Origin of the sequence: Halorubrum aidingense JCM 13560 (genome assembly GCF_000336995.1) — an archaeon.
In the GTDB taxonomy this organism is placed as follows: Archaea; Halobacteriota; Halobacteria; order Halobacteriales; family Haloferacaceae; genus Halorubrum; species Halorubrum aidingense.
The window spans coordinates 16,240-42,153 of record NZ_AOJI01000013.1; the positions used below are offsets into that span (position 1 = coordinate 16,240).

Genomic DNA, 25,914 nt, shown 5'->3' on the forward strand with positions numbered 1-25,914 from the left:
CCACGGGAGCGTCCGCCGGCGGCGCCGCGAGCGGTCGCGGGTCACCCTCCGTTCGTCACCCCCCGTTCGACGCGAACTGCGCCGCGACGTTGTCGAGGGTCCGACGGAGCTGTCGCTCGTTGAACCGACGGATCACCGGCGCGCCGATCGCCGTCAGCGCGCTCTCCGAGAGGTCGTACTCGGCGGCGTACGTCAGCTCCGCGCCGCCGTTCGCAGGGGTAACGGAGAGCTCGATCGTTCCCGAGAGCCGTCCGCGAAGCTCGAAGCGCATCCGTTCGTTCGGCTCGTGTACCGTCTGTACCAGCTCACCGTCGATCCCCGCTCCGGCCATCCGGTAGGTGTAGGACAGCCGTTTGCCGCCGTTCGGTAGCCGCTCGACGTCTCGGACGTCGGTGAGCCCGGGCGTCACGGCGGCGTGGTTGTGTGGGTCGTCTAGGAACTCGAAGACGGCGTCGGCGTCTGCGTCGATCTGAACGGTGTCTCGTGCGTCGAACATTGGTACGGGGTGCGGACCGCGCGTCTCGGTTCGCTCGTGGTCGGCGGGCGGCGCTCGCTCAGCGCTGCGACCGCGGGTCGACGTACGCCTCGACGAGCTTCCGCTCTGCCGCCCGGAGGTGTTGGTGAAACGTCTGTCTCGTGATTCCCATCCGCTCGGCGATCTCCGAGCCGTCGACCGGACGCGGCCACTCGAAGTAGCCGTTCAGCTCGGCGGTCTTCAGCGCCGATCGCTGTCTGTCGGTGAGCTTGTCGTCCACCGCCGACGCGAACTCGCTGAGGCTCCGATCCCGGCTCTCTCGCTCGGCTCGAGAGCGGAGCTCGACGCCTTCGTAATCGGCTCGCAGCACGTCGAGGATCGCCCGCACGTCACGCTCGGGGGCCGCCTCGATCGTCAGGGTCGCGCCCGTCGGTTCCGCGGCCGCCGCGACGACGACGCCGCCGTGTTCGGCGATCCGCGCCAGCGGGGGAGAGCCGGTCGCCGTCACCGTGAAGGTGAGGTCGTCGTCGGTCTCGGACACGCGCCTGACCGCCTCGACGAACGGGAGCGACTCGATCGCGCTCAGGCCGGCGTCCGCGTTCGCGGCCCGGAGGTACAGTTCACACGCGTCGCCGTCGAGGCGCGTCGTTCCGAGGTGCTCGACGGTCGCGCCGATCGCGGCGGCGATCCGCGAGAGCGTGAACGACTGGTCACCGACCGCCACGCACAGCTCCACGACGCGGTCGGTGGTCAAGATACGGGTGGTCTCGACCGCGTGGAGGCCGTTGGCGATCATCGTCCCGACGGATTCACACACCTTCTGCTCGCGCTGGTCGAGGGCGGTCCCCTCGCTGCTGTAGATGCCCAGCAATCCGTACTGACGGTCGCCGTAGACGATCGGGACGACGAGAAGCTGTCGGCCGCCGACGGTCTCCGGCGCGAGCGCGCCGCCCGACGCGTGCCCGGTCGAGCATCCCTGTACCTCCCCGGTTTCGACGGCTCGCTGTACGTCTCGGGGCGCCGCATCGAGCGGGAGCGACGTGCCGGGCTCGATCCCCACGCCGCTGGCGGCGGTGATCTCGAGGCGCCCGGTCGCAGACGAGGCCTCGCCGATCCACCCCCCTTTGTAGCCCGGTTCGGCGGCGATCTCTTCGCACACGCGTTCGGCGATCGTCTCCGCGTTACGCCCTTCGACGAGAATCCGGCTGACGTCACTGAGGAGGCCGTTGACCCGGCCGAGAATCCGATCGAGGACCCGACGCTCGGTCTCGAGTTTCTCGGCCCGCTCTTCGGCGAGCCGCTCGGCGGTTTTCCGCTCCGTGATATCGTTTTGGAACCCGACGTAGTGGGCCAGCTCGCCGTCGTCGTCGTACACCGGCGCCACCGTTAGCTCGTTCCAAAAGGGAGTCCCGTCTCGGCGGTAGTTTCGGATCTCGACGGTGATCTGGTCTTCGCGTTGGATCGCCTTCGAGAGCCGCTCGACGGTCATCGGGTCGGTCCCCGGTCCCTGCAAGAACCGCGGATTCCGTCCGAGCGCCGCCTCGACGGGGTACCCGGTGTGGTCCTCCCACGCGTCGTTGACGTGCACGAGCGGGTAGTCGGGGAGGTCGGGGTCGCTGAGGCTGATTCCGATCGGGGCGTCGCTGACGGCGCGCGCGACGTCGTCGGCGGTGGCTTCGCGACCGGCGATGTCCTGTCGCGGCTCGGGCGGTTCGCCGCTCGAACAGACGGCGGAGACGTCGGCGACGAGTCGGTCGAGCGAGGCGGCCCCGTCCTTGTGGAGGAGACGGTCGACGCTCCCGCCGTCGGCGGCCGCGGGAACGCGTTCGACCTCGGACGCCGTGAACATCACCACGGGAATCTGCACGGCTGACTCGCGGATCGCCGCGACGAGCTCGGCGCCGCTATCGCCCGGAAGCGAGTGCTCGCACACGAGGCAGTCGTACTCGCCGGCGATGACCTTCGCGAGTGCGGACGTCGCGTTGTGGACCGTCGTCACGTCGAACCCGGCCTCGTCCAGCGCCGACGCGATGCGTTCGATCCCGTCCTCCGGATGCACTACGAGTGCTCGGGCGGTCGACATGAGAGATCGTATGCCACGCGACAGATTAAGAGTTGAGGCTCCCGGTCTGCCGCTCGTCGCGGCCGCGTTTCGTCGGTCTCGGCCGGGTCGCCGTTCTGCGGCCGCGGTTCGTTGGCCGCCGCAAGACCGGTCCGCTCGAACCGGGCCCGCGGGACACAGGCGAGAACGCACCGCAACCCGGGAATATCCGATATCCGGAGATAACAAACCCTAAAAGCCGGCTTGTCGACCGATCCGATATGTATCTGCGGTTCGTCGGGCGACTCGGCCTCGCCGACGCGGTGACGGTGGCGAACGCGGCGGTCGGGTTCCTCGCGGTCGTCGCCGCCACCGTCGACGTCGAGCTCGCGGCTCGACTGATCCTCCTCGCCGCCGTCGCCGACGGGCTCGACGGCGTGGTCGCCCGCCACCGCGGCTCCACCGACGCCGGTCCGTACCTCGACTCGCTGGCCGACGTGGCCTCGTTCGGAGTGGCGCCCGCGGGGCTCATCGCGCTCCTCGTGTTGGAGGCCCGCTCGTTCGAGAGCGACCCGCTCTTCGTCGCGGTCGGCGTCGGCGCCGCGGCGTTCTTCGTCTCGATGGCCGTCGCTCGCCTCGGGATGTACACCGCCTACGACAGCGACGCTCGGGAGACGGTCGGGGTCCCGACGACGCTCGCCGCGACGGTCCTCGCGGCCGCGGTCATCGCGGGCTACACCGAGCCCGCGCTCCTCGTCGCGGCCACCGCCCTATTCGCGGTGCTCATGGGGTCGACGATCACGTACCCCGACCTCCACGCGCAGGACGCGCTGGTGATGGGCGTCGTACAGGCCGCGGTGATCCTCACGCCGATTGCGCATCTGGTCACGTCCGCGCTCCCGTCGTGGATCGGCGAGGGGTTCGCGTTCGCGCTGCTGTTCCTCGCCGTCGGCTACCTCGTGCTCGGGCCGCGCTTCTACTGGGGCGACGGGATCCGGTCGCCGCCGGAGAACGCCGACGAGACCCGGGCCTGAGAGGCGATTCGAAGCGACGCGGAGCAGCGGCTCTCGACGACGCGGAGCAGTGGATCGCGGCGACGCGGAGCACGACCCGCGACGACGCGGTGCCGTCGCTTGTGATGCGAGAGATCAGGCGAGCGAAACGCACGAAACGCGCAGAAGCCGAAACCGAACCGAAACCGAACCGAAACCGAACCGAAACCGAACCGAACCGAACCGAACCGAAACCGAACCGAAAGCCGGTGCCGCGGCGGACGGTCCAGTTTATAAGAGGTCGCTGAAGTCCTTGTAGCGGGTGATGTCGACGCCGTCGTCCGTGACGACGGCGACGTTGATCCCGTTGCCGGACGCGAGGTCGCGCTCGACGGCGGACTGGATCGCCTTCGCGGCGATGGTCTCGGCCTCCTCGATGGTGACGTCGTCGTGGTACTCCTGTTCGAGCACACCGAGGGCGTACTGGGAGCCGGAGCCGGTGACGGTGTACTCCTCCTCGGTCGTGCCGCCGAGGGCGTCGATGGAGTAGATGTGGGCGCCGTCGTCGTCGACGCCGCCGAGGATCGGCTGGACGATGAAGAACGCGCCCGTCCGGAGGAGGTTCCCGGTGAGCGTGGAGAGCGCCTCCATCGACATGTCCTTGCCGCGACGGGTCTCGTAGAGGCTCGTCTCGGCTTTGAGCGTCGAGATGAGGTTCTGTGCCGCAGAGACGGAGCCGGCGATGGTGAGGGCGCCGCGGGGGTGGATCTCCTCGACCTTCTGCACGTCCTTCGAGGAGACCATCCCGCCCAGGGAGGCGCGCATGTCGGTCGCCATCACGACGCCGTCTTCGGTCCGGATACCGACGGTCGTCGTCCCGGTTTTCATTTCGCCCTCGCCGTCGGCCTGCGCCGCGCGGCGCTCGCTGTGTTCGAACTCGCCGAGCTCCGGTCCGAAGACGGGCTGATCGCGGCCCAGTTCGTCGGCCGGCCCGTCGGAGAGGTCGCCAGTCGGTGTTCGCATTACGCCTCCGTTGGCCCGGCGCGCTGATAAAGGCAACCCTTCGGGGACCGCCCGCCGGTTCCGACGGGCCTATTCGTCGCCGACGGCGTCGGCCCGATCGACCCGTCCTCGTTCTCGTCTGCGACCGCCCCGACGCGCAACCCCGCTCTCGCCCGTGGCCGGCCGACGCGCCGCTCGCGGGTGTCGAATCGGAACCGGTCGAACCGAGGAATGTGACTACTCGTCGGCGTTCTCGTACACCGCGCCGGTCGTCTCGACGAGCCGGCCGATGGGGACGTTGATACCGAGTTGCTTGCGGGCGAAGACGGCCGCCGGGAACAGCGAGATCCCGATCGCGACGGTCGCTTGGTGCAGCCCGAACAGGGCCGCCGTACGGATGCGGTCGAACATTGGTCTTCGGCTGACCGGAGCAGAGAGGTATATAAATATCTTGTGACCCCACCGTGACGTGGACGTCGACGCAGTCTAGCGATTTTGAGTCGTTTATTAACGTTCCTGATCTACGATCGCCGATCGCCGGTGCGAGGGATATCGCAAGCGGGTCGCACCCGACTCGTTTCCATAAGTTATGCGAATGGCTTCCGGATCGTGCGCCTCTCGTCGGGTCGGTTCGTCACCGGCATCACCCCCACCGGCATCGCCCCCACCGGCGTCGCCCCTCCCAGCGTTCGCGCTCCGATCGGCGCCGACCGAACGGGCTTTTATTTTCCGTCGCGTACGCCCACTCGTGCAGAACGTAACGGACCGAACGCGCAACCCGTTCGGCATGCGCCCCGACTGCCCGTCGTTCGTTCCCGGATACGGCGACGCCAACGCCGACTTCCACGTCGTCGGCGACCACCCCGGCGTCCACGGCGGCCTCAAGGCCGGCGTGCCGTTCACCGGTGAGCCGTGGTCGCCCGCGTTCCTCTCGGCGCTGACCGAGGCGGGGCTCCTCGCGGGCCTCCACGAAGACGCCGGCGTCGACGGGACCGTCCCCGTCGCCGAGACGGAGGCCGCCCTGGCGACGCCTGACGGCGGGCGGAGCGACGACCCGCCGATCGACCCGATACGCACGAACCGGACGTACTTCTCGTACCTCCACATGTGCGCGACCGACGGCACCCCGAGCGAGCGCTCGTACGACGACATGGAGCGGTTCTTCGACGCGGAGCTCCGCGCGATCGCGGCTCACGTGCTCCTCCCGGTCGGTGCGCGCGCGACCGCCCACGTCCTTCAGCAGTACACCGCCCGAGCGTGGAAGACGGAGATCGACATGGACGCGCTCCACGCGGAGGAGCTGCTCGGTTCCGGCTGGCTCGTCGTCCCGATCAAGGACCCGGCGGACTGGGTCGAGGGCGACGCCGACCGGCTCGTCGAGTCGCTTCGCGAGCTCCGATCGACCGACTTCCGGCGCGAGAGCGACCTCGGCCGCTTCGTCGCCGGCCACGATCCCTACCTCGTCAGGTGATCTCGGCCGGGGGCGTCGCTCGGTGCCGCCGGCGCGACGCGTCGCACCGGCCACCGTCGTCGGACACATCCGGAGTTTCGTCGGCCTGTTCCGACTCCGATCGCCCCGTTGTAACGCAAATCGGCCGCTTGATGGCTGTTTGTCAGCGAAACGGTGGACGCCGCAGTCATATTTGTCACTACTCCCCGTATTTTATATCGGTCCCCGTTATTCGTCACTAGACGCCCGGACGACCGGGCGTCGGCCGTAGGACTGGTACTCCATACGGCGGCTTGGTCAGCGTCGGCCCTCACGGGCCGTTTTTCGACCGGACTCATCGCCTCGGAACCTCCGGTTCGGGGAGAGTGTCTCCCGGCGTCACTCGTCGATCGCGTCGCCGTCGCCTCCCGTCGACTCGTCCAGCAACGCGTCGAGGTATTGGCCGACGTGGTCGTCCATCCGCCGCTTGAACCCCGCCTGTCGCGCCAGCCGATCGAGTTCTCGAGAGACGTACGTTCCGTACTGGACCGCCTTCTTATCTGCCGTCCGCACCGATTCCGGCACCCGTCCGACCGCGGCCCGGCGGAGCGCGATCTTCCGCTCGCCGTCGGCGGCGAGTAGCTCTCCCGGAAGTGCGAGCGCGGCCGAAACGATCCGGTCGTCGAGCAGCGGTGCGACCGGCTCGATCCCGGCGGCCCGGATCGCCAGCACGTCGCGTTCGAGCTGTCCCGGGAGCGTCCGGACCGTCTCGGTTCGCGCGCCTCGGACCGTGTCGGCGTCGACGCGGTGGTCGGTCGCCGGGTCGACCACCTTGCTGTAGCCGCCGAACAGCTCGTCGGCGCCCTGTCCGACCGCGAGCCGCTCCGCGCCGTCGGCCGCCGCGGCCTCCGCCGTGAGATACAGCGGGACCGCGATCGCGACGTCCATCGGATTCCGCCGCCCGGTCGCGCGGGCGACCTCCCGGGCCGCGCGGACGAGGTCGTCGTGGGTGATCTCGACGACGCGCAGGCCGCCTCCCGGTCCGTTTCGATCCATCTCGGCGGCGGCCGTCCGGGCGGCCGCCACGTCGTGGCACCCCTCGAAGCCGGCGACGTACCGCGGGGCGTCCGGCGCGGCGGCGGCGACGACACCGGAGTCGACCCCGCCGGAGAACGCGACGGCGAGACCGTCACGCCGACCGGCGTCGGCTTCGTCGGCTTCGTCGCCTTCGCCGCCCCCGCCGACCTCCGCGAGCACGTTCGCGAGCGCGTCGTCGACCGCGGCCTGTCCAGCCTCCGGATCGAGCGGGTCGCCGGACGGGAGCGTCCAGACGCGCTCGACGCCCCGTTCGGAGACGACGCTCCCGGCGGGGACCGACACGGGGTCGGCGAGAAGGCGCCGGTCGGTGCTCCACATTCCCGATTCGGTCGGATCGCGACCGGGTTCCGTGCCGTCGTCGCCGATCGGGAAGAACGCCGTTCGCTCGACGAACAGCGGCTCGCGGCCGAGCACGTCTCTGACGAGGACCGGCCCGTCCCGGTCCGGCGGGTCAGTGAGACGGCCGGCGAAGCCGCGTCCGCCGGGGAAGGGGTCGCCGTTGCGGAGGGCGTCGCGGACGCGGGCGGCGGCCGCGCCGCGGAGCGTCGGTTCGAAGTCGCTCGTCTCGGTTGCCGGTGGATCGGTCGTCACGGCTAGCGCAGCGACCTGATGGCGCGGAGCGCGCGCCGCTTCGCGCCGCCGCCGAACTGGCGGAGCGAGACGCGCCACGGGGTTCGTTTCCCGACGACACTGGTTCGGCCGTCGGCGATCGCATCGAGGATCGCCTCGGCCGAGCGGTCGTCCGCCCCGACCTCGGTCACCGCCTGTCCGACCATCTCCGAGATGTGGGCGTCGCTCCCGGCGGTCATCGGGAGCCCGTTGCGGATCGCGAACTTCTCGGCCTGTCGGTTCGACCGGCCGGTGAACAGCCGCGAGTTGTACACTTCGATCGCGTCCGCGCTCGCCAACTGCTCGTCGGTGATGTGGGCGGCGACGCCGTGTCGCGACTTCTGGAAGGGGTGGGGCACGACCGCGATGCCGCCCTGATCGCGGATCCGGTCGAGCGTCTCGTCGAAGGGGAGCCCGCTCTCGACGCGCTCGTCGATTCCGAACGCGAGGATGTGACCGACCGCGCTCGTCACCTCCATACCGACGATGCCGACGAGCCCGTAATCGGGGGCCAGTTCGGCCGCCTCGAGGCTGGCGTCGATCTCGTCGTGGTCCGTGACGGCGAGCGCGTCGAGCCCGACGGCGGCCGCCTGCTCTAAGAGGAGCTCGACCGGGTCGCGCCCGTCGTGGGACAGCTCGGAGTGGGTATGCAGCTCGACCGATAGCACGCTCGTCGCTTCGGGAGTCGACTAAAAAAGCGCCCCGGTCCGGTGGCGAGACGCGGCCGCGTGTGGCGGCGAGGCCGTCAGAACGCGCTCTTGCCGACCGTCTCTCGGTACGTCCCGGTACCGGCGTGGCTCGCCTCGTCCCACGCGTCGACCGCGACCAGCACGCGGGTGTTCACGGCGTCGTCGGGCGCGCCCTCGATCCGGAGCGTCGAATCGCCGATCCGGGCGACGGCCGTGTCGCCCTCGTCGCCGGTGACCATCACCTCGATCACGTCGCCGACCGCGTAATCGGGCGTCGAACTCCGGAACGACCAGCCGGCGAGGAACTTCTCGAAGCGGCTCATGCGCGCGACACCTCCTCGGAGGTCCGGTCGGGGATGTACTCCCGCCCGAACCCGGTGATCGCGGCTATCAGGAAGACGATCACGAGGAACCAGCCGTGGAAGACGTACGGCACCACGTCGATCGGGTTGACGACCATCTCCGGGCCGTACTCGGCGCCGAGACCGTCGGGACCGACCATCACCTGGTACCCGACGAGGACGCCGCCGGCCCACGGGAAGATGTAGCCGAGCGCCGACGTGTTCGCGTCCAAGATGTTCGCCCGCCGGTAGCCGTTGATGTTGAACTTCTCGCCGATCCGCGCGATGTACGGCGCGATCGCGATCTCGGCGGCGGTGTTGATCGTGATCATCCCGTTGATCGTCGCCGTGCCGAGGACCATCGTCAGTTCGGCGCGACGGACGTTCGTCGCGACGGACTCCAGCAGGAAGTCCTGGATCGCCTCGAAGCCGCCGCCCCGGATCATGATCTGCGCCATCGACACGATCAGGAGGGTCAACACGATGAGCGGGAAGAAGCCGATCGCGCCGGAGTAGAGGCTTCCGCCCACGCCCGCGGTCTCACCGACCTGAACGAACGGGAGCGCGGCCGCGGGGGTGGCCTCGGTGGTCGTGAACACGAGGACGTCCGCGACCGACGAGAGGCCGAAGCCGAGGTTGAAGACGACGGCGACGATGAGTCCCCACGAGATCGCCTCGACGATGTGCCGTCCCGCCACGGCCGTCGCGATGACGACGCCCATCGAGATCAGGTGAACGAGTCCGATCGCGGTCGCCGACTCGCGAAGCGCGGCCGATCCTTCGAGGCTCGCGCCCGAGAGGACCGACCCCATGATCAGGTAGGCGGCGAACGCGGGCACCGCGGCCATGATCGCGTACTTGAACCGCGAGGCGACGACGCCGCCGATGTCGGCGTCCTGCGTCACCGCGCTCACGATCGTCGTGTCGCTCACGGGCGCGAGGTTGTCGCCGAACACGGCGCCCGAGAGGATCGCCGCGAACAGCAGCACGGGGTTCGCGCCGATGAGGACCCCGGCCGGGAAAAAGAGGGTCACGAACGCGACGGTGGCGCCGTACCCCGTTCCGATACCGGTCGCAAGCAGTCCGCAGAGCACGAACGCGGCCGCGGGGAACGTCGCCGCGCCGACGTTCAACGCGTCGGCGGCGTAGATGAGTCCCTCGACGAATCCGCCGACCTGCAGCGTTTCGGCGAACATCCCGGCCCACAGCCACGCCACGATCGCGGTCGCGGCGACCCGCTGGGTCATCCCCTCGAAGATCGTGTCGGCGTACGCCTTCCAGTCCCCGCGTACGAAGAACATGCCGAGGATGGTCCCGATCAGCGCCCCGACGACGAGCCCGTTGGTGTCGCCGATGCCGAGGACGCCGCTCTGGATGATCGCCCAGAAGATGAAGAAGGCGATCGGGATCGTGCTCGCCCACTTCCCGCCGTAGAAGTTGATCTTCGGGTCGGAGTCGTCCCCGGAGCCGTCGTCGAAGTCGTCGGCCGCGGTCTGACTCCCGCCGTCCGGGAGCGCCGGGCCCTCGACGGGAGTCGCCGGCCCGTCGTCGCCGGGCGATCCCCCGCCCGTCGGGTCCGCTCCCGGTCGCTTCGCGTCCGGTGGTTCGTCTCCCGGTGACTCCTCGCCCGTCTGGCGGGTCGGATCGCCGTCAGATGGATCAGTCATAGCTCTCTCCTACGGCTTCGGTACTCGACCGCCCACGTAAATCCTCGTGTCTCTCCGCGCCCCGCCCGTCCGGCGGTTTCCGTCCGCGATCCCGCGCGAGCGCCACAAGAACACCCTTAAGAACCCCGACGGCGACGTGACGAACGGGAACAGCACAGCTGCAGATCCGACGCGCCGGGGGCCTTTTCGCCCGCGGCTTGGGAATGTAGCAGTGCACCGACGCCTCCGGCGTCGCGGCCCGGTCTGTCCGCTCGCGCGGACCGACCTCTCGGGACCGCTCGCACCGGCGAGCCACCCGTCAGCCGCGCCGCGCGGAGTCGCGGTCACGTTTGTGGTTGTGCCGTTCCAATTTCAACAATGGCACGAATGCACACGCGCCGTCGCGGTTCGTCCGGTTCGGACAAGCCGGCGACGGACGAGAACCCGGAGTGGAGCGACGTCGACGCCGAGGACATCGAGTCCCGCGTCGTCGAACTGGCGGAGCAGGGCCACGACCCCAGCGTCATCGGACTCAAACTCCGTGACGAGGGCGTCAAGGGCGTCCCGGTGCCCGACGTGAAGCTGGCGACCGGCAAGAAGGTCACCGAGATCCTCGAAGAGCACGACGCCGCGTCGGCGTACCCCGAGGACCTCCGCAAGCTGATGGAACGCGCGGTCCGCCTCCGCGAGCACATGGCCGAGAACGGCCAGGACTACCAGAACAAGCGCTCGCTCCAGAACACCGAATCGAAGATCCGTCGCCTCGCGAACTACTACCGCGGCGACGAGATCGACGAGGAGTTCACGTACACCTACGAGCTCGCCGCCGAGCTGCTCGACGACGAGTAGCGACGCGTACCGGCGAGAACGGGGCCGACACGCACGGAACGAACGACAACCGAACACGACGCGACACGCAGCAGACACCACGCACGCATCCACATGACCGAAGCGACATCCGCCACGCCCGCCCCAGACGCCCTCGCCGGCGTCCTCGCCGACGCGCCGTTCGCCCGGCTCGTCGCGACCGACGACGGCGACGCGCTCGCAGCCGCGGGGCTGCTCGCCCGGGCGCTGCGCGCGGTCGGCACGCCGTTTCAGGTCCGCGTCGCCCGCGATCCGATCCCCGACGACGTCTCCGACGGCGTCGCGGTGACGATCGGTGCCGACCGCGGCCCGCACGCGATCCCCGGCGCCGGCCGGCCGGCGAGCGTCGACGCGTTCGCGGTCGCGCGATCGCTCGGCGTCGAACCGGACCCGGTCGTCGCACTCGCGGGCGTCGTCGCGGCCGGCTCCGTCCCCGGAACGGACGGGTCCGGCGACGCCCTCGACGCGGCCGACTCGTCGGGGCTGGTCAGCCGTCGCCCCGGCGTCGCGCTGCCGACCGCGGACCTCGCGGACGGACTCGCGGCTTCGACGCTGATCCGGGCGCCGTACTCCGGTGACTCGACGGCCGCACAGGCCGCGCTCGCGGACCTCGGGCTCCCGGCGTCCCTCGACGACGACGCCCACCGGCGGCTCGCGTCGCTGGTCGCCGTCGACGTCGCGGACGCGGACGAGGCGACCCCGCGCGCGGCGACGGCGGTCGAACGCGCGCTCCGCCCGTACGCCACGGTCGGGGACGCGGCGCCCTTCGAGACGGTCGGCGGCTACGCCGACGTGCTCGACGCGCTCGCCCGCGAGGCCCCCGGAACTGGGGTCGCGCTCGCGCTCGCGACCGACCCGGGGGGCGACCTCCGAACGGCGGCGCTCGACGCGTGGCGGACCCACGGGCTGACGGCGCACCGCGCGCTCGACGGCGCGACGATCGGCCGATACGACGGCTGCGTCGTCGCTCGCGTCGACGCCGCGGACGCGGGAGACGACGGCGCGTCGAGCGCCGCCGTTCTCCCGACGATCGCCCGGCTCGTCCGGGACTTTCGGTCACCGGAGGACGTCGCGGTCGCGGTCGACGAACCGGCCGGCCGACTCGCGGCCGCCGCGGTCGAGCCGACCGGGATCGGCGACGCCTGCCGGTCGGTCGCGGCCGAGTTCGACGGGGACGGCTGGGGGACCGCCGCTCGCGGCGGACTCGCGGTCGGAACCGGCGATCCGGACGGGAGCAACGGACGCGACACGACCGAACCGCGAGCCGACGACGGCGACATCACGGACGCGCTCGCCGCGCTCCGGGAGGCGCTATGAGCGGGGACGGACCGCGGACCGACGACGGGGCGACCCGGACGGCGACCGTCCGGACGACCCACGTCGACGCCGCCCTCGTCGCCGCCGCGCTCGCGCCCGACGACACCGAGTCGATGGCGACCCGCGTCGACGGCGACGCGATCGAGTGCGTCGTCGAGCGCTCGACGACCGGCGGACTCCGGTCGACCGTGGACGATTACGTCGTGAACCTGCGCGTCGCGGACAGACTCGTCGAGCGCGCGCGAACGCATCGCGCGCCCGCCGACGACGGAGGACGGTCCTCCGACACCAACACCGATACCAACACCAACACATGAGCGAACGATCCGTATCCAAGAGCAGAGAACAGAAGCGCTGGTACACCGTGCTGGCGCCCGAACAGTTCGACCGACAGGAGCTCGGCGAGACCCTCGCCGAGGAGCCCTCCGAGGTCGTCGGCCGCACGATCACGACGACGCTCGGTGAGCTCACCGGCGACTCCGGCGCGAACAACACGAAGCTGACGTTCAAGATCACCGACGTCGGCAGCGACACGGCCTACACCGAGTTCATCACGTACGAGCTCACGCGCGACTACCTGCGCTCGCTCGTCCGCCGCGGCGCCTCGAAGGTCGAGGCGTCGATCACGGTGCTGACGACGGACGACTACCGCATCCGCGTCCAGCCCGTCGCGCTGACGACGAAGAAGGCCGACCGCTCCCAGGAGAAGGCCATCCGCCGCGTCATGATCGACAAGGTCCACGCGGCCGCCGAGGAGCGCACCTTCGAGGCGTTCGTCGACGCGATCGTCGACGGGAACCTCTCGTCCGCGATCTACGGCGAGGCGAAGCTGATCTACCCGCTCCGCCGCGTCGAGGTCCAGAAGCTGACCCTCGAAGCGCGCCCGTCCGAAGTGGCCGCCGAGGAGGAGGCCGCCGTCGACGTCGACGCCGACGAAGTCGCGGTCGACACCGACGAGTAACCGCCTCCGAGCGCCCCCACGCGATTTCTCCGTTTATCAGCCACGTAGCGGCGGCACCGCCGCTACGCGGTAGGCCGTACCCGAGACCGGATGCAGTAGCCCGACTTGTACTGGCGCGCTCCCGCGAGTGCCTTATAAAGGCACGAGCGGAGCGCGAGGGAGTCAGTCGCCCGGAGCGAAGCGGAGGGCGACTGACGAGGCTGGGGANCCCGCGAGTGCCTTATAAAGGCACGAGCGGAGCGCGAGGGAGTCAGTCGCCCGGAGCGAAGCGGAGGGCGACTGACGAGGCTGGGGAGGTGTGAGGTGCGGTGCGGTTGCAGAGCGGGCTGGGGGTTTGGCGGATTTTCTCACGGATCTTCAACCACGCATTTATAAACAATCGACTGAGGTTTTTTTGAGCGAATCCCTCGCGCCGTCGACGACTTATAGCTGAACGCCGAGGCTATCGACGAGAATCACGCCGTGCGGGTCGTCCGCAACCCCGAATATCCGGGAGACGAAACCTTGAAACGCGCCTCGGGCGAATCGGAACGCATGGAACTGCGGGTCATCGAGAAGACCGATACGGAACTCCACATCGAGATCGCCGGCGAGGACCACACGTTCATGAACGTGCTGAAAGGCGCCCTGCTGGAGGCCGACGACGTCGCGGCCGCGACCTACGACATGAACCCCGAGCAGTCCGGTGGGCAGACGGAGCCGGTGTTGACGGTGAAAGCCGAGTCCGGCGACCCGCTCGACGTGCTCGCGGACGCCGCCGGCTCGATCACGGACCGGACCGCGGCGCTGCGCGACGCGGTCAAGGCCGCCTGAACGGGGCCAATCGGGCCACCCGGACCAATCCGGCTCGGGGACCTCCCCCATCGTTTTTCTTTCGTCCTCTCGGTTCTGTTACCGCTCTTCGCGTTCCGTCTCTCGCCCGTGACCGCGTGAGGGGTATACCTAAGTGCCGACTCCCGAAACGGAGAGGCATGCCGCCGAGCGTACTCATGCTGGGATGGGGATATCCGCCGAACATCACCGGCGGTCTCGACGTCCACGTCGGGGAACTGTTCACCGGGCTCCGCGACGACCTCGGGGTGGACGCCACCCTGGTGTTGCCCGCGGAGTTCGCCCCGGACGACGAGCCGGGCCTCGAACCGGTCGAGACCGGTGAGGGCGACGTCGCCGCCCGCGTCGGTCGCCTCAGCGACCGGTTCGCGGAGCTCGCCCCCGACCACGACGTGATACACACGCACGACTGGTTCGGCTACGGCCCCGGCCGACAGGCCGCCCGCGAGTCCGACGCCACGTGGGTGTCGTCGTTCCACTCGCTGGCGAGCGACCGCAACATCAACCCGCCGAAACGCGAGGTCGAGACCGAGCGCCGGCTCGCGAACGCCGCCGACACGAACATCGCGGTCAGCGAGATCGTCCGCGAGGACATCCGGGAGCTGTACGACGCCGACTCGCGGGTCGTGTACAACGGCTTTTCGACCCCGAAGTTCTCCGGGAAAGACGTCCGCGCGGACCTCGGCATCGACGGCGAGATGCTGTTTTTCGTCGGCCGCCACACCGACCAGAAGGGCATCTCGCATCTGCTGTACGCGATGAAGAAGCTGCGCGGCCGGGACGTCACGCTCGTCGTTGGCGGGTCGGGCCACCAGACCGAGCAGCTGAAGCGGTTCGCCGAGCTGATCGGCATCGAGGACCGCGTCGAGTTCGTCGGCTACGTCCCCGAGGCTGAACTCGGCGACTACTACGCCGCGTCCGACGCGTTCGTCTCGCCCTCGTACGCGGAGCCGTTCGGCATCACGATCACGGAGGCGCTGGAAGCCGGGACGCAGGTCGTCGCGACCCGGTCCGGCGTCGCCGAGGTGCTTCCCGACGGCTGTCTCGTCGAGGTGGACACGGACTCCGAGTCGATCGTCGACGGACTCGCGACGGCGCTCGACCGCGACGAGCTGCCGGAGTACGAGCGGCGGGAGTGGCTGGACGTGGCGGAGGACACGCTCGCGGTGTACGAAGACGTCGCCTGAAGCGCCGACAATCCGATCTCGCGGCCAGACTACTCCTCGTCGCCCGTTACTCCTCGTCGCCCCGGTACACGTCGAACTCGGTCGTCGGCTCGGGGTGCGTGATCCGGAATCCGTCGGCGGTTTCGACCACTCCGCGCGTGCTTCCGGACCCGCCGCCGTACGGGCTTTCCTCGCCGCCGACGCCCGCGCCCTGATACGGCGAGGTGTACGGCGACGCCGACACCGGCTCGTCGAATCGCTCGGGCGGGAGGTAGATCCGCTCGCCGCTCTCCGACCGAACGACGACGGCCACGTCGCGAGTGCCGGTCACGTCGATGACGGTCCGCGCTTCGGTGACGCGCGTGTCGATATCGATCTCGTCCATACACCACCGTGCGGACGGGGGCGGTTTAGCTGTACTGGCCGTGCGCCGCGACACCCTGTCCCCGCCCCGTTTTCACCGGGGCGTCGCCGCCGGTCGGTGGTGAATCCTTTTGTGCGGTCGCGTCGAACTCCGTTCCGATGGACGTCAACAGCCATGCCGAGGATCTCGCCTCCGATCTCGGCGTCGACAAAGAGGAGGTCAAAGCGGACTTGGAGAACCTACTGGAGTACAGCGTCCCGATCGACGAGGCCAAACAGAGCGTCCGCCGGAAACACGGCGGCGGAGGCGGCGGCTCGGCGCCCACTCCGGATTCGGTCGGCGTCGGCGAGATCACTACGGACAACAACAGCGTGACGGTCACTGTCCGAGTGCTCACGCAGGGGACGCGAACGATCCGGTACCAGGGCGACGACCTCACGATCCGCGAGGGCGAAGTCGCCGACGACACCGGGACCATCTCGTACACCGCGTGGCAGGACTTCGGGTTCGAGCCGGGCGACTCGCTGACGATCGGCAACGCCGGCGTCCGCGAGTGGGAGGGCGACCCGGAGCTCAACCTCAACGATTCGACGACCGTCGCCATCGCCGACGAGCCGGTCGAAGTCGACCAGGCGGTCGGCGGCGATCGAAGTCTCGTCGATATCGCCGCGGGCGACCGCGGCCGAAACGTCGAAGTTCGCGTGCTGGAGGTCGACGAGAAGACGATCTCCGGCCGCGACGGAGAGACCGAGATCCTGGAGGGCGTCGTCGGCGACTCGACCGCTAAGCTCCCGTTCACCGACTGGCAGCCGCGCGCCGAGCTGGAGCCGGGAGCCGACCTGCGGATCGAAGACGTGTACGTCCGCGAGTTCCGCGGCGTCCCGTCGCTCAACCTCACCGAGTTCTCGACGGTGACCCCGCTGCCTGACCCAATCGAGGTTGCGGAGGACGCGCCCCGCCTGTCGATCGCCGAGGCGGTCGCCTCCGGCGGGATGTTCGACGTCGAGGTCGTGGGCAACGTCTTGGAGATTCGGGACGGCTCTGGGCTCATCGAGCGATGCCCGGAATGCGGTCGGATCGTCCAGAACGGTCAGTGTCGGAGCCACGGCGACGTCGACGGTGAAGACGACCTCCGGGTGAAAGCGATTCTCGACGACGGCACCGACACCGTGACCGTCATCCTCGACGACGAGCTGACCGCGGAGGTGTACGGCGGCGGGCTGGACGACGCGCTCGACGCGGCGAAAGACGCCATGGACAAGGCGGTCGTGGCCGACGCGATCGCCGACTCGGTGGTGGGACACGCCTACCGGGTCCGCGGGAACCTCTCCGTGGACGACTACGGCGCCAACCTCGACGCGAGCGAGTTCGCGCTCGCCGACGACGATCCGGCCGATGCCGCTCGTGCCGCGCTCGCGGAGGTGGGCGAATGAGCGACGACGGACCGGGCGCCCNCATCAGAGATGTGTATAAGAGACAGCTCGCGGAGGTGGGCGAATGAGCGACGACGGACCGGGCGCCCGCGAGGTCGCCCACCGGGTGTTCGCCGCGGAGTTCGACGACGCCTCCCTGTCGTACTCCGAGAGCGACGAGGAGCGCGCCCCGAACTACGTCGTCACGCCGACCGGTGCGCGCGTGAACCGGCTGTTCGTCGCCGGCGTGCTCACCGAAGTCGAGCGCGTGAACGACGAGACGCGCCGCGGGCGGGTCGTCGACCCCTCCGGCGCGTTCGTCACCTACGCCGGCCAGTACCAGCCGGAGGCACAGGCGTTCCTCGAACGCGCCGAACCGCCGTCGTTCGTCGCCTTGACCGGCAAGGCGCGCACGTTCGAGCCGGAGGACTCGGACCGGGTGTTCACCTCGGTTCGCCCGGAGAGCCTCAACGACGTTGACGCCGACACCCGCGACCGCTGGGTCGTCTCCGCCGCGGAGGCGACGCTCGATCGGCTCGCGGTCTTCGAGCTGGCGCTCGACTCGGAGCTCCGTGGTGACGACCTCCGCGCGGCGCTGGAAGCCGGCGGTGCACCGGCGGCGCTCTCGGCGGGGATCCCGAAGGCGATCGCCCACTACGGCACCTCGACCGCCTACGTCGAGGCGCTCCGTCAGCTCGCCGTCGACGCGCTGGCGCTCATCGCCGGCGACCGCGACGAGGTTCGCGCTCCAGAGTTCGCCCCCGATGCCGGCGGCGAGGCCGTGATCGGCACGCTCCCCGAGACCGACGTGACGATCGAAGCGTCGTCGCCGATCGCGGACGCGACGGAGCCGACCGTCGACGAGGCCGTCGCGGACGAGCCGGCCGCAGACGGGGCCGATGCTGTCGCGGACGAGGCCGTCGAGAGTGAGACCGCCGAGACCACCGAGGCCACGGAGACTGCCGAGGCCACGGAGACCGCCGAGGTCGCTGGGGCTGCCGAGACCGCCGAGGCCGCCGAGGCCACCGGCACTACCGAGACCGACAGCGACGACGGGACCGACGCCGTCCAGACCGATCCCGAACCCGACCCCGCCGCAGACTCTGTCGAAGAAGAGCCGGCCCCCAGCGCCGGCTCCGCGGAGTCGACATCGACGAGCACAGCCGAATCTGTCGACCGGGCCGAAAGCACCGAGTCCGAATCTGCCGACGCCGACGGTCTCGGTGACTTCGACGCCGGGGGCGACGTGGACGAGCCCGCGGTCGACGCCGCGTCGGACGAGATGTACCAGCTCGACGACGAGGAACGCGAAGAGATTGAGTCCGAGTTCGGGACCGACTTCTCGACCGGCAGCGAGGTCGACGACCCCGGCGAGGCAGACATCGACGTGCCCGAGCCGGAGGAGACGACTGCGGACGCCACGGAGACGGCGATGGCCGGTACGGACGCGCAAGACGACGACCCCGCACCCGACGAGGAGGAGGGCGATGACGACGCGTCAGCCGACGTCGACCTCGAAGTCGCAGCCGTCGACGCCATGGCCGCGCTCGACGACGGCGACGGCGCCGACCGGGAGGCGGTGGTCGACCGCGTCGTCGACGAGCACGGCGTCGCCGCCGAGGCGGTCGAGGACGCCATTCAGGACGCGCTGATGAGCGGGAAGTGCTATGAGCCCGGCGACGGTCTGCTCAAGCCGATCTGATGCCGCCGGGCGATCTGGCTACCGTCGAGCCGGTGGTCGGCGAGCCGGCGGCGGTCGCCGACCTCGGTAGCGAGCGCGCGCTGCTCGTCGCCGACGTCCACGCCGGCATCGAGGTCGGACTGCGCTACGAGCGCGGGATCGAACTCGACAGCCGCGCGGACGAGCGCCGGGAGCGACTCTGCGAACTCCTCGCGGAGACCGACGCCGACCGGCTCGTCGTCCTCGGCGACCTCGCTCACCGAATCGGCGCCCCGGAGGGCGACGAGCGGGAGGAACTGGAGGTCCTCATCCGCGCGATCACCGACCGCGTTCCGATGACGCTCGTCGAGGGGAACCACGACGCGGGCGTCGCCGACGCCTTCGCCGCCGACGTCGACGTGATCGGCGCAGAGGGCGGGGTGCTCGGGAGCGACGGCGGTGTCGGCGTCCTCCACGGCCACACGTGGCCCGCTCCCGATCTGCTCGATGCAGACGCGGTGTGCATGGGTCACGAGCACCCACAGGTCCGACTGGAGGACGCGGTCGGCGGGTCGCGCGTCGAGCGCGCGTGGCTACGCGGTGAGATCGATCCCGAGGCGTTTGTCGAGGGCGGAAGCGACGGCGGACCTGCATCCACCGACCCGCCCGAGCTCGTCGTCTTCCCGGCGTTCAACGAGCGGTCCGGCGGGACGTGGGTCAACGTCGACGGGCAGTCGTTTCTCGCGCCGTTCCTCCCCGAAGCGCTGCCGGCCGGCGACGCGTACCTGCTGGACGGGACGCGGCTCGGCGATTTCCGGCGGGTCTGACTGGCCGGGACGGAGCGCGGCTCTCGTCGGCGAGAACGTTTTTCGCGTGCACCTCGAACTGACGGTTATGCTCGTCGACCGACCGCCCACCGAGATCACCGACGAGGGGTGGCACTGGCTCCGCGCGAAAGACGTGACGGGGTTCCCGCGGAACGCCCGCGACGGGTACTTTCCGAGACACGGCGTGGCTCGCCCCGCGGCGACGACGAGCGCGGACCTCCCGCCGGCCGAGAACGAGAGGATGGCCGATATCGACCGGCTCGCGCTCGAAGAGACGTACTTGAGCGGAAAATGGCTCGTCGAGCGTCCGCCCGAGGAGACGGACGGGCTCTGGGAGGACATCGTCGCCGACGTCGCTGCGGGGCGGTTCTGGGACGCGAAGGTCACGACTCGGGCCGGTTGCGAGGCGTTCGGCGAGTCGGACCACGCGCTGCTGGTGTTCACGCCGAACTACTTCGAGCGCGGCGACGTCGACCGCGTCCGGCGCCGGCTCGGGGACGCTCACGGCGTGACCGAACGGATACGGTACAAACCCGACGTGTACACGCTCTCGGAAGCGTACGAGGACCGGCTCGGCGAGTACGGCGCGTCGGACTCAGCGCGGTACCGGGCGTGAGACGCCGGCGCCGGCGCGGAGGCGGCGTCCGTTCTACTGGATCGGACGGAAGCGGAACCCGTCCCAGCTCTGACTCTCGGGTTCACGGATCCCGGCGCCAGGCTCGCGAAGCTCGTCGGCGTAGACGGGCTCGACGCGGTCGCCGATGTCGACGTCGACGGTCTCGCCGGCGCCGTCCTCGCGCTCGGCGATCTGGCCGAGCGCGCGAACGACCGGCCCGTCGTAGTCGTCGCCCATCTCGAACTCGACGATGGCGAGCGTGTTCGGCTCGCGAACTCCCGGCGGGGTCGCGGTCGAGGTCGTCCACGTGACGACCCGCCCCTCGTACTCGCGGAGGTCGACCGTCCCGACGCGATCGGCGCCGTTCGGGCTCACGGTGTGGGGCGGGTACGTGACGGTGCCGTCCGCGTACTCGGCGGCCTCGAAGGTCGGTTCGGCGCTGTTCTCCTGATCGTCGGCTCCGGTATCGGTCGTCTCGTGTTCGCTCATTGGCTTCCCTCCAGAATGGCCGTGGTCACGCAGTTCCCGAACCCGCCGACGTTGCAGGCGAGGCCCGTGTCGGCCTCGACCTGTCGCGGGCCGGCGTCGCCGGTGACCTGCTTGTATATCTCGTACATCTGTGCGACGCCGCTGGCGCCGAGCGGGTGGCCCTTCGATTTGAGCCCGCCGGAGGTGTTGATCGGGAGTTCGCCGTCGCGGTCGGTGACGCCCTCCTCGACGGCTTTCCACCCCTCGCCCTTCTCGAAGAAGCCGAGGTCCTCGCTCTGGAGGAACTCGAGGATCGTGAACATGTCGTGAAGCTCCGCGACGTCGACGTCGTCGGGGCCGATCCCGGCCATCTCGTAGGCGATATCGGAGGAGTCGGCGACGCCGCCCATCGTCGTCGGGTCCGCGCGCTCGTGGACGACGTGCGTGTCGGTCGCGCCACCGATCCCCGACACGACGGCGTATTGATCTCGGGGGACGTACTCCTCGGCGACGGATTCGGGGCAGAAGACGAGCGCCGCGGAGCCGTCGGTGATCGGACAGAAATCGTACAGTCGCAGCGGATCGGCGACGATCGGCGAGTCGAGCACCGTGTCGAGGTCGACTTCCTTCTGAAACTGCGCGTGGGGGTTGTCGACGCCGTTTCTGTGGTTCTTCACCGCCACCTTCCCGAGGCTCTCGCGGGGCGCGTCGTACTCGTCGAGGTAGAGCCGCGCGGTGAGCCCCGCGAAGGAAGGGAGCGTGACGCCGTGTTTGTACTCGACCGGGTGCGTGAGCGACGCGATCACGTCGGTCGCCTCCGCGGTCGTCCGGTGGGTCATCTTCTCGCCGCCGACCAACATGGTGAGGTCGCTCGCGCCGGAGGCGATCGACTGCCAGGCGGCGTACACGCCCGCGCCCCCCGACGAGGAGGTCTGATCGATCCGGGCGGTGTACGCTGGAGTGGCCGCCAAGTCGTGAGCGAGCGCGTTCGGGACCCCGGTTTGGCCCTCGAACTCGCCGCTGGCCATGTTCGAGACGTACAGGTGATCGAGGTCGTCACCGTCGATCCCGGCGTCGTCGAGCGCGGCCGCGCCCGCCTCCGCCAACAGCTCTCGTACCCAGGCGTCGCGCTGCCCGAATCGGGTCATCGACGCGCCGATGATCGCTACGCGTTCCATACGCGTCGGTCCACGGCGCCCGCCTAAAACGTACCTCTCTGCAGCGGGGAAAGGTCCCGGCGAAGGTCGTCTCTCACTCCGCGCGTCGGCCTGCGTGACCGGGGTAATCGCGCTCGAAGCGAGAGCCGATCTCGTCGCGATCGAGCCGGATGACGACCGGTCGGCCGTGCGGGCAGGCGTAGGGGTTCTCACAGGCGTCGAGCCGGTCGAGCAGGTCGACGACCCGCCCCTCCGTCAGCGAGGTGTTGCCGGTCACGGACGGGTAACACGCGAGGTCGGCGAGCAGCTCGTCGACGATATCGGTCACCGGCTCGTCGCCCGCGGTGGCGTCGCCGACGAGCGCCGAGAGCACGTCCCGAACGAGGGCCGGGTCGAGCGCGGCGTCGAAGACGGCGGGGACCGCCTCGACGACGACTGCGCGGTCGCCGGCGCGCTCGACCTGGAAGCCGATCGCGGCGAGGTCGTCGACGAACTCGTCGAACACCGCGGCCTCCCGCGCCGTCAGTTCCACCCGAACGGGCTCCGCGAGCGCCTGCGCGTCCGCCCCGTCGTCGAAGGCGGCCTGCAGGCGCTCGTAGTTCACCCGCTCGTCCGCGGCGTGCTGATCGATCAGCACGAGCCCGTCCGGCGCCTCCGCGATGACGTACGTCTCGTGGAGCTGTCCGAGCACCCGCAGCGGCGGGAGCGAGTCGTAGCTTCGCTCCGCCGCCGTCGTCGACGCGTCGTCCCCGAGGGTCCGCTGAGCCGTCGAGCGCGGTGACCGCGAACCGGTCTGCGCCGGAGGCGGGTCCCGCCTGTCGTCCGGTCCGGTATCGCTCGCGTCGATGTCGGTTGCATCGGTATTGCTCGCGTCGGCGTCGACCGGAGTCGGGTCGCCTCCCGGGATCGACTTGCCGACACGGCTCTCATTTGTGCGGTCGGCGACGGTTCCGGTGTCGCGGCTGGCCCCGACGTGGCTGTCACCGTCGCCGGCATCGGTCGCGCCGTCTGCGGGCTCCGGGTCCGACTGCCAACTCCGGGGGGAGGGTCGGCCGTCGGTCCCGGAGTCGTCACGACCGCCACCGGCCCCACCGATCCCGCCGACGTCGCCCACCGACCACGCGTCCTCGTCGGTCGGGTTCAACGCCGCGGCGCCGGTCGTCGTTTCAGGCCGGTGTCCGTCGTCCGGGTCGTCCGGGCCGTCGGCGTCGCCCTCGTCTCGCCCGTCGAGGGCGGCGCGCTCGTGGTCGGTGCCCGCGCCGCCGACGGCCTCCGTCTCCGGGTGCTCCGGACGGACCGCCGTCTCCTCGGGCGCCGACTGTCCGCGAGGGGCCGTCGAGCGGATCAGGCCGTGGTCGAGCAGCGCCGACTCGACCGCGTCCTCGACGGCCGCGCGCACCGCGGGCTCCTCGTCGAAGCGGACTTCCAGCTTCCGAGGGTGGACGTTCACGTCGACGTCGCCCGCCGGGACCTCGACGAACAGCACCGCGAAGGGGTAGCGATCGGGCGCGAGCTGGCCGCCGTAGGCGTCGAGAGTCGCCTCGCGCAGCGCGCTCGCGGTGACGTACCGGTCGTTGACGTAGGTCGCGAGGTATTCGCGAGTCGACCGAGTCGTCTCGGGATGAGAGACGAGGCCGGTGACGCTCCGGACGGGCGGGTCGGCATGGGTGTCGCCGTCCGGGGTGCCCGAAGCGTCCGGAGCGTCCGGCGTCCACGCCACGTCCACCATCGACTCGGCGACTTCGCGGCCGTAGACGGCGAGGACGGCCGATCGGAGGTCGCCGTTCCCCTCGGTCGCGAACGTCTCGCGGCCGTCGTGTTCCAGCGAGACGGCGACGTCGGGGTTCGCGAGCGCGTAGCCGGTGACCACGGTGTTCACGTGGTCGAACTCGGTGGTCGTCCGCTTGAGGAACTTCTTGCGCGCGGGCGTGTTGAAAAACAGGTCGTCGACCTCGACGGTCGTTCCCTCCGGACAGCCCGCGGGGCGCACGTCGCCGACGTCGCCGCCCTCGACGGTGATCTCCGCGCCCGCGTCGGCGCCCGGCGGGCGCGAGCGGACGGTGAGCCGCGAGACCGCGCCGACGGTGTACAGCGCCTCGCCGCGGAAGCCCAACGTGACGACGCCGCGGTCGAGGTCCTCGATGGCGGAAATCTTCGAGGTCGCGTGTTCAGCGACGGCCGCCTCCAACTGGTCGGCGGGGATACCGACGCCGTCGTCGCGGACGCGGATCCCCTCGGTGCCGCCGGCCTCGACCGACACCGCGACGCGGCTCGCGCCCGCGTCGAGGCTGTTTTCGATCAGCTCTTTGACGACGCTCGCCGGGCGCTCGACGACCTCGCCGGCCGCGATACGCTGGACGGTCCGCTCGTCCAATCGCTCGATGTCTGGCGGCTCCATTCGTATCCCTCGTCGGGCGAGCGCGCACTTGAACCCGTTGTCGCCGAGGACGACGCGAGACCGATGGCGTGTCGGGAGGCGATCAGGTATAAATCAACCTGCGGTGGCGCGCTCCTCGATCGCCGCCGCGAAGCGGCGGCGGCGAGAGCGCGAGGGACGCAGCGGTCGGTTATAACCGACCGCTGCGAGGCTGGGGAGGCGTGAGGCTGCGGTGCGGAGGGTGGGACTCGAAGATCACTGCGGGCGTGCGCCGATCTCGCGGCGAGCGTGCGCCGATCTCGTGGCACCGAGGCGCTTCGCGTCTCTGGCCACCGGCGGCTTCGCCGCCGGCGACTGGGGATTCGGGGTGTGCACCGACGGTCTATCACTTATAAATAACCGTCTCAGGCGACCGCGGCCGCGATCTCCTCGTCGCTCAAGAACACGTCCTCGCCGGTCTCGGCGTCGAACAGGTGAATGTGCTCCTCCTCGAAGGTGACGCCGACTTCGTCGCCGGTCTCGGGTTTGATGTCGGGCCTCGACCGCGCGAGGAAGTCGTCGTTGATGGCTAAGTGGATGTAGTTGTCCGAACCGATCGGTTCGACGACCTCGACGGTCGACACCAGCGTCTCGTCGCCGGTCGGTGCCTCCTTGACGACGATGTTTTCGGGACGAATACCGAGCGTGTACGGCCCGCTCTCCAGGTCGCGGCCCGTGACGTACTCGCCGCTGAGTTCGAAGGCGAGCCCCGACTCGTCGTCGCGGATCGTCGCCGTCGTCCCGTCGGTCTCGACGTCGACGTCGATGAAGTTCATCGACGGGGAGCCGATGAAGCCGGCGACGAACTTGTTGACCGGGTTCTCGTACACCTCGGTCGGCTGACCGACCTGTTGGAGCTTCCCGTCGTTCAAGATCGCGAGGCGGTCGCCCATCGTCATCGCCTCCTCCTGGTCGTGGGTGACGTACATGGCCGTGACGCCGAACTCCTTCTGGAGCTTCTGGATCTCGGCGCGCATCTCCGTCCGGAGCTTCGCGTCGAGGTTCGAGAGCGGCTCGTCGAACAGGAACACCTCGGGCTCGCGGGCGATGGCGCGGCCCAACGCGACGCGCTGTTTCTGCCCGCCGGAGAGCTCGTCCGGCTTGTCGTCGAGCAGGTCCGCGATCCCCATCATCTCGGCCATCTCCGTCACGCGCTCGCGACGCTGTTCTTTAGTCATATCCGTGCTCATTTTGAGCCCGAAGGCCATGTTCTCCATGACCGTTTTGTGCGGGTACAGCGCGTAGTTCTGGAACACCATCGCCACGGGCCGATCCTTCGCGTGGATGTCGGTGACGTCCTCGCCGTCGAAGCGGACGGCTCCCGAAGTCGGCTCTTCGAGGCCAGCGACCATCCGTAGCGTCGTGGTCTTTCCACAGCCCGACGGTCCGACGACGGTCACGAACTCGCCGTCTTCGAGCTCCAGATCGATGTCGTCGACGGCGACGATGGTTCCCCTGTCGAACTCCTTTCTGAGGGTGTCGAGTGTGACGTCCGCCATTCGTTGACGCAACTCGTTCGTCGAGGATAAT

25 protein-coding genes are annotated in these 25,914 nt (G+C 69.8%); 12 read left to right on the plus strand and 13 right to left on the minus strand.

Going from position 1 to position 25,914, the window contains the following annotated elements; translation table 11 throughout:
• Positions 1 to 55: 55 nt before the first annotated feature.
• The gene (locus tag C461_RS02085) at positions 56 to 496 is read right to left on the minus strand and encodes an SRPBCC family protein (protein ID WP_007998214.1); all 441 of its coding nucleotides are present in this window, start codon (positions 494 to 496) and stop codon (positions 56 to 58) included.
• A gap of 58 nt (positions 497 to 554) precedes the next feature.
• Entirely contained in the window at positions 555 to 2,558 is a 2,004-nt protein-coding gene (locus tag C461_RS02090; protein WP_007998215.1) for a bacterio-opsin activator domain-containing protein, read from the minus strand.
• 239 nt (positions 2,559 to 2,797) lie between these two features.
• Between C461_RS02090 and C461_RS02095 the strand changes: the two genes are divergently transcribed.
• Positions 2,798 to 3,550, plus strand: coding sequence for a protein sorting system archaetidylserine synthase (locus tag C461_RS02095; RefSeq protein ID WP_007998218.1), 753 nt, complete (start codon positions 2,798 to 2,800; stop codon positions 3,548 to 3,550).
• 249 nt (positions 3,551 to 3,799) lie between these two features.
• On the opposite strand, the gene psmB is transcribed toward C461_RS02095, so the two are convergent.
• Complete coding sequence (gene psmB / locus C461_RS02100; RefSeq protein WP_007998220.1) at positions 3,800 to 4,531, minus strand: archaeal proteasome endopeptidase complex subunit beta; 732 nt, start codon at positions 4,529 to 4,531, stop codon at positions 3,800 to 3,802.
• Between the two features lie 216 nt (positions 4,532 to 4,747).
• Positions 4,748 to 4,921 (minus strand): hypothetical protein, encoded by a 174-nt coding sequence (locus C461_RS15740; RefSeq protein ID WP_007998222.1) that lies wholly within the window; start codon positions 4,919 to 4,921, stop codon positions 4,748 to 4,750.
• Between the two features lie 337 nt (positions 4,922 to 5,258).
• On the opposite strand from C461_RS15740, the gene C461_RS02105 reads away from it, so the two are divergent.
• Complete coding sequence (locus tag C461_RS02105) at positions 5,259 to 5,981, plus strand: uracil-DNA glycosylase family protein (protein ID WP_049906212.1); 723 nt, start codon at positions 5,259 to 5,261, stop codon at positions 5,979 to 5,981.
• 357 nt (positions 5,982 to 6,338) lie between these two features.
• On the opposite strand, the gene C461_RS02110 is transcribed toward C461_RS02105, so the two are convergent.
• From C461_RS02110 to C461_RS02125, 4 genes are all read right to left on the minus strand, one after another.
• On the minus strand, positions 6,339 to 7,628 hold the full coding sequence (locus C461_RS02110) for an asparagine synthase C-terminal domain-containing protein (protein WP_007998227.1): 1,290 nt from the start codon (positions 7,626 to 7,628) through the stop codon (positions 6,339 to 6,341).
• 2 nt (positions 7,629 to 7,630) lie between these two features.
• Positions 7,631 to 8,314 carry a PHP domain-containing protein gene (locus tag C461_RS02115; RefSeq protein ID WP_007998230.1) on the minus strand — a complete coding sequence of 228 codons (684 nt, stop codon included), beginning with the start codon at positions 8,312 to 8,314 and terminating at the stop codon, positions 7,631 to 7,633.
• Between the two features lie 77 nt (positions 8,315 to 8,391).
• Positions 8,392 to 8,658: a DUF7513 family protein gene (locus C461_RS02120; protein ID WP_007998232.1), complete on the minus strand. Its 267-nt coding sequence runs from the start codon at positions 8,656 to 8,658 to the stop codon at positions 8,392 to 8,394.
• Positions 8,655 to 10,343 carry a Na+/H+ antiporter NhaC family protein gene (locus C461_RS02125; protein ID WP_007998234.1) on the minus strand — a complete coding sequence of 563 codons (1,689 nt, stop codon included), beginning with the start codon at positions 10,341 to 10,343 and terminating at the stop codon, positions 8,655 to 8,657. The genes C461_RS02120 and C461_RS02125 overlap by 4 nt, the downstream gene beginning before the upstream one ends.
• A 357-nt stretch (positions 10,344 to 10,700) precedes the next feature.
• On the opposite strand from C461_RS02125, the gene C461_RS02130 reads away from it, so the two are divergent.
• The 6 genes from C461_RS02130 (at position 10,701) to C461_RS02155 (ending at position 15,485) form a co-directional block, all read left to right on the plus strand.
• Positions 10,701 to 11,171 carry a 30S ribosomal protein S15 gene (locus tag C461_RS02130; RefSeq protein WP_007998236.1) on the plus strand — a complete coding sequence of 157 codons (471 nt, stop codon included), beginning with the start codon at positions 10,701 to 10,703 and terminating at the stop codon, positions 11,169 to 11,171.
• 93 nt (positions 11,172 to 11,264) lie between these two features.
• Positions 11,265 to 12,506 carry a hypothetical protein gene (locus tag C461_RS02135; protein WP_007998238.1) on the plus strand — a complete coding sequence of 414 codons (1,242 nt, stop codon included), beginning with the start codon at positions 11,265 to 11,267 and terminating at the stop codon, positions 12,504 to 12,506.
• The gene (locus C461_RS02140) at positions 12,503 to 12,823 is read left to right on the plus strand and encodes a KEOPS complex subunit Pcc1 (RefSeq protein WP_007998239.1); all 321 of its coding nucleotides are present in this window, start codon (positions 12,503 to 12,505) and stop codon (positions 12,821 to 12,823) included. Before C461_RS02135 ends, C461_RS02140 begins: the two co-directional genes overlap by 4 nt.
• On the plus strand, positions 12,820 to 13,467 hold the full coding sequence (locus C461_RS02145; protein ID WP_007998241.1) for a 30S ribosomal protein S3ae: 648 nt from the start codon (positions 12,820 to 12,822) through the stop codon (positions 13,465 to 13,467). Before C461_RS02140 ends, C461_RS02145 begins: the two co-directional genes overlap by 4 nt.
• A 534-nt stretch (positions 13,468 to 14,001) precedes the next feature.
• Entirely contained in the window at positions 14,002 to 14,280 is a 279-nt protein-coding gene (locus C461_RS02150) for a DNA-directed RNA polymerase subunit L (RefSeq protein ID WP_007998243.1), read from the plus strand.
• A 176-nt stretch (positions 14,281 to 14,456) separates the two neighbouring features.
• Positions 14,457 to 15,485, plus strand: coding sequence for a glycosyltransferase family 4 protein (locus tag C461_RS02155; protein ID WP_049906226.1), 1,029 nt, complete (start codon positions 14,457 to 14,459; stop codon positions 15,483 to 15,485).
• A gap of 46 nt (positions 15,486 to 15,531) precedes the next feature.
• Here the strand turns inward: C461_RS02155 and C461_RS02160 are convergent, their stop codons facing one another.
• Positions 15,532 to 15,849 (minus strand): DUF7510 family protein, encoded by a 318-nt coding sequence (locus C461_RS02160; RefSeq protein ID WP_007998246.1) that lies wholly within the window; start codon positions 15,847 to 15,849, stop codon positions 15,532 to 15,534.
• A gap of 137 nt (positions 15,850 to 15,986) precedes the next feature.
• Between C461_RS02160 and C461_RS02165 the strand changes: the two genes are divergently transcribed.
• The 4 genes from C461_RS02165 (at position 15,987) to C461_RS02180 (ending at position 20,343) form a co-directional block, all read left to right on the plus strand.
• Positions 15,987 to 17,261 carry a Single-stranded DNA binding protein gene (locus C461_RS02165; protein ID WP_007998248.1) on the plus strand — a complete coding sequence of 425 codons (1,275 nt, stop codon included), beginning with the start codon at positions 15,987 to 15,989 and terminating at the stop codon, positions 17,259 to 17,261.
• A gap of 64 nt (positions 17,262 to 17,325) precedes the next feature.
• Positions 17,326 to 18,942, plus strand: a complete 1,617-nt coding sequence (locus tag C461_RS02170) for a hypothetical protein (RefSeq protein WP_007998250.1) — start codon at positions 17,326 to 17,328, stop codon at positions 18,940 to 18,942.
• The gene (locus C461_RS02175) at positions 18,942 to 19,727 is read left to right on the plus strand and encodes a metallophosphoesterase (protein ID WP_007998251.1); all 786 of its coding nucleotides are present in this window, start codon (positions 18,942 to 18,944) and stop codon (positions 19,725 to 19,727) included. The genes C461_RS02170 and C461_RS02175 overlap by 1 nt, the downstream gene beginning before the upstream one ends.
• Before the next feature lie 67 nt (positions 19,728 to 19,794).
• Complete coding sequence (locus C461_RS02180; RefSeq protein ID WP_049906214.1) at positions 19,795 to 20,343, plus strand: putative phosphothreonine lyase domain-containing protein; 549 nt, start codon at positions 19,795 to 19,797, stop codon at positions 20,341 to 20,343.
• 33 nt (positions 20,344 to 20,376) lie between these two features.
• Here C461_RS02180 and C461_RS02185 read toward each other — a convergent pair whose 3' ends face one another.
• The 4 genes from C461_RS02185 to C461_RS02200 form a co-directional block, all read right to left on the minus strand.
• Complete coding sequence (locus tag C461_RS02185) at positions 20,377 to 20,832, minus strand: Zn-ribbon domain-containing OB-fold protein (protein WP_007998254.1); 456 nt, start codon at positions 20,830 to 20,832, stop codon at positions 20,377 to 20,379.
• Entirely contained in the window at positions 20,829 to 21,989 is a 1,161-nt protein-coding gene (locus tag C461_RS02190; protein ID WP_007998256.1) for a thiolase family protein, read from the minus strand. The genes C461_RS02185 and C461_RS02190 overlap by 4 nt, the downstream gene beginning before the upstream one ends.
• Positions 21,990 to 22,062: 73 nt before the next feature.
• A complete protein-coding gene (gene mutL, locus C461_RS02195; RefSeq protein ID WP_007998258.1) occupies positions 22,063 to 24,366 on the minus strand; it encodes a DNA mismatch repair endonuclease MutL in 2,304 nt (767 codons plus the stop codon).
• Positions 24,367 to 24,749: 383 nt separating this feature from the next.
• Positions 24,750 to 25,883 (minus strand): ABC transporter ATP-binding protein, encoded by a 1,134-nt coding sequence (locus tag C461_RS02200; protein ID WP_007998260.1) that lies wholly within the window; start codon positions 25,881 to 25,883, stop codon positions 24,750 to 24,752.
• Positions 25,884 to 25,914 lie beyond the last annotated feature (31 nt).

Bases quoted from the DNA above. Each gene is read 5' to 3' on its own strand.
- C461_RS02120 (WP_007998232.1), bottom strand. From the start codon at position 8,658: ATGAGCCGCTTCGAGAAGTTCCTCGCCGGCTGGTCGTTCCGGAGTTCG.
- C461_RS02145 (WP_007998241.1), top strand. From the start codon at position 12,820: ATGAGCGAACGATCCGTATCCAAGAGCAGAGAACAGAAGCGCTGGTAC.
- C461_RS02135 (WP_007998238.1), top strand. From the start codon at position 11,265: ATGACCGAAGCGACATCCGCCACGCCCGCCCCAGACGCCCTCGCCGGC.
- C461_RS02085 (WP_007998214.1), bottom strand. From the start codon at position 496: ATGTTCGACGCACGAGACACCGTTCAGATCGACGCAGACGCCGACGCC.
- C461_RS02190 (WP_007998256.1), bottom strand. From the start codon at position 21,989: ATGGAACGCGTAGCGATCATCGGCGCGTCGATGACCCGATTCGGGCAG.
- C461_RS02175 (WP_007998251.1), top strand. From the start codon at position 18,942: ATGCCGCCGGGCGATCTGGCTACCGTCGAGCCGGTGGTCGGCGAGCCG.
- C461_RS15740 (WP_007998222.1), bottom strand. From the start codon at position 4,921: ATGTTCGACCGCATCCGTACGGCGGCCCTGTTCGGGCTGCACCAAGCG.
- C461_RS02130 (WP_007998236.1), top strand. From the start codon at position 10,701: ATGGCACGAATGCACACGCGCCGTCGCGGTTCGTCCGGTTCGGACAAG.
- C461_RS02160 (WP_007998246.1), bottom strand. From the start codon at position 15,849: ATGGACGAGATCGATATCGACACGCGCGTCACCGAAGCGCGGACCGTC.
- C461_RS02170 (WP_007998250.1), top strand. From the start codon at position 17,326: ATGAGCGACGACGGACCGGGCGCCCGCGAGGTCGCCCACCGGGTGTTC.
- C461_RS02165 (WP_007998248.1), top strand. From the start codon at position 15,987: ATGGACGTCAACAGCCATGCCGAGGATCTCGCCTCCGATCTCGGCGTC.
- mutL (WP_007998258.1), bottom strand. From the start codon at position 24,366: ATGGAGCCGCCAGACATCGAGCGATTGGACGAGCGGACCGTCCAGCGT.
- psmB (WP_007998220.1), bottom strand. From the start codon at position 4,531: ATGCGAACACCGACTGGCGACCTCTCCGACGGGCCGGCCGACGAACTG.
- C461_RS02095 (WP_007998218.1), top strand. From the start codon at position 2,798: ATGTATCTGCGGTTCGTCGGGCGACTCGGCCTCGCCGACGCGGTGACG.
- C461_RS02200 (WP_007998260.1), bottom strand. From the start codon at position 25,883: ATGGCGGACGTCACACTCGACACCCTCAGAAAGGAGTTCGACAGGGGA.
- C461_RS02150 (WP_007998243.1), top strand. From the start codon at position 14,002: ATGGAACTGCGGGTCATCGAGAAGACCGATACGGAACTCCACATCGAG.
- C461_RS02180 (WP_049906214.1), top strand. From the start codon at position 19,795: ATGCTCGTCGACCGACCGCCCACCGAGATCACCGACGAGGGGTGGCAC.
- C461_RS02185 (WP_007998254.1), bottom strand. From the start codon at position 20,832: ATGAGCGAACACGAGACGACCGATACCGGAGCCGACGATCAGGAGAAC.
- C461_RS02155 (WP_049906226.1), top strand. From the start codon at position 14,457: ATGCTGGGATGGGGATATCCGCCGAACATCACCGGCGGTCTCGACGTC.
- C461_RS02140 (WP_007998239.1), top strand. From the start codon at position 12,503: ATGAGCGGGGACGGACCGCGGACCGACGACGGGGCGACCCGGACGGCG.
- C461_RS02090 (WP_007998215.1), bottom strand. From the start codon at position 2,558: ATGTCGACCGCCCGAGCACTCGTAGTGCATCCGGAGGACGGGATCGAA.
- C461_RS02125 (WP_007998234.1), bottom strand. From the start codon at position 10,343: ATGACTGATCCATCTGACGGCGATCCGACCCGCCAGACGGGCGAGGAG.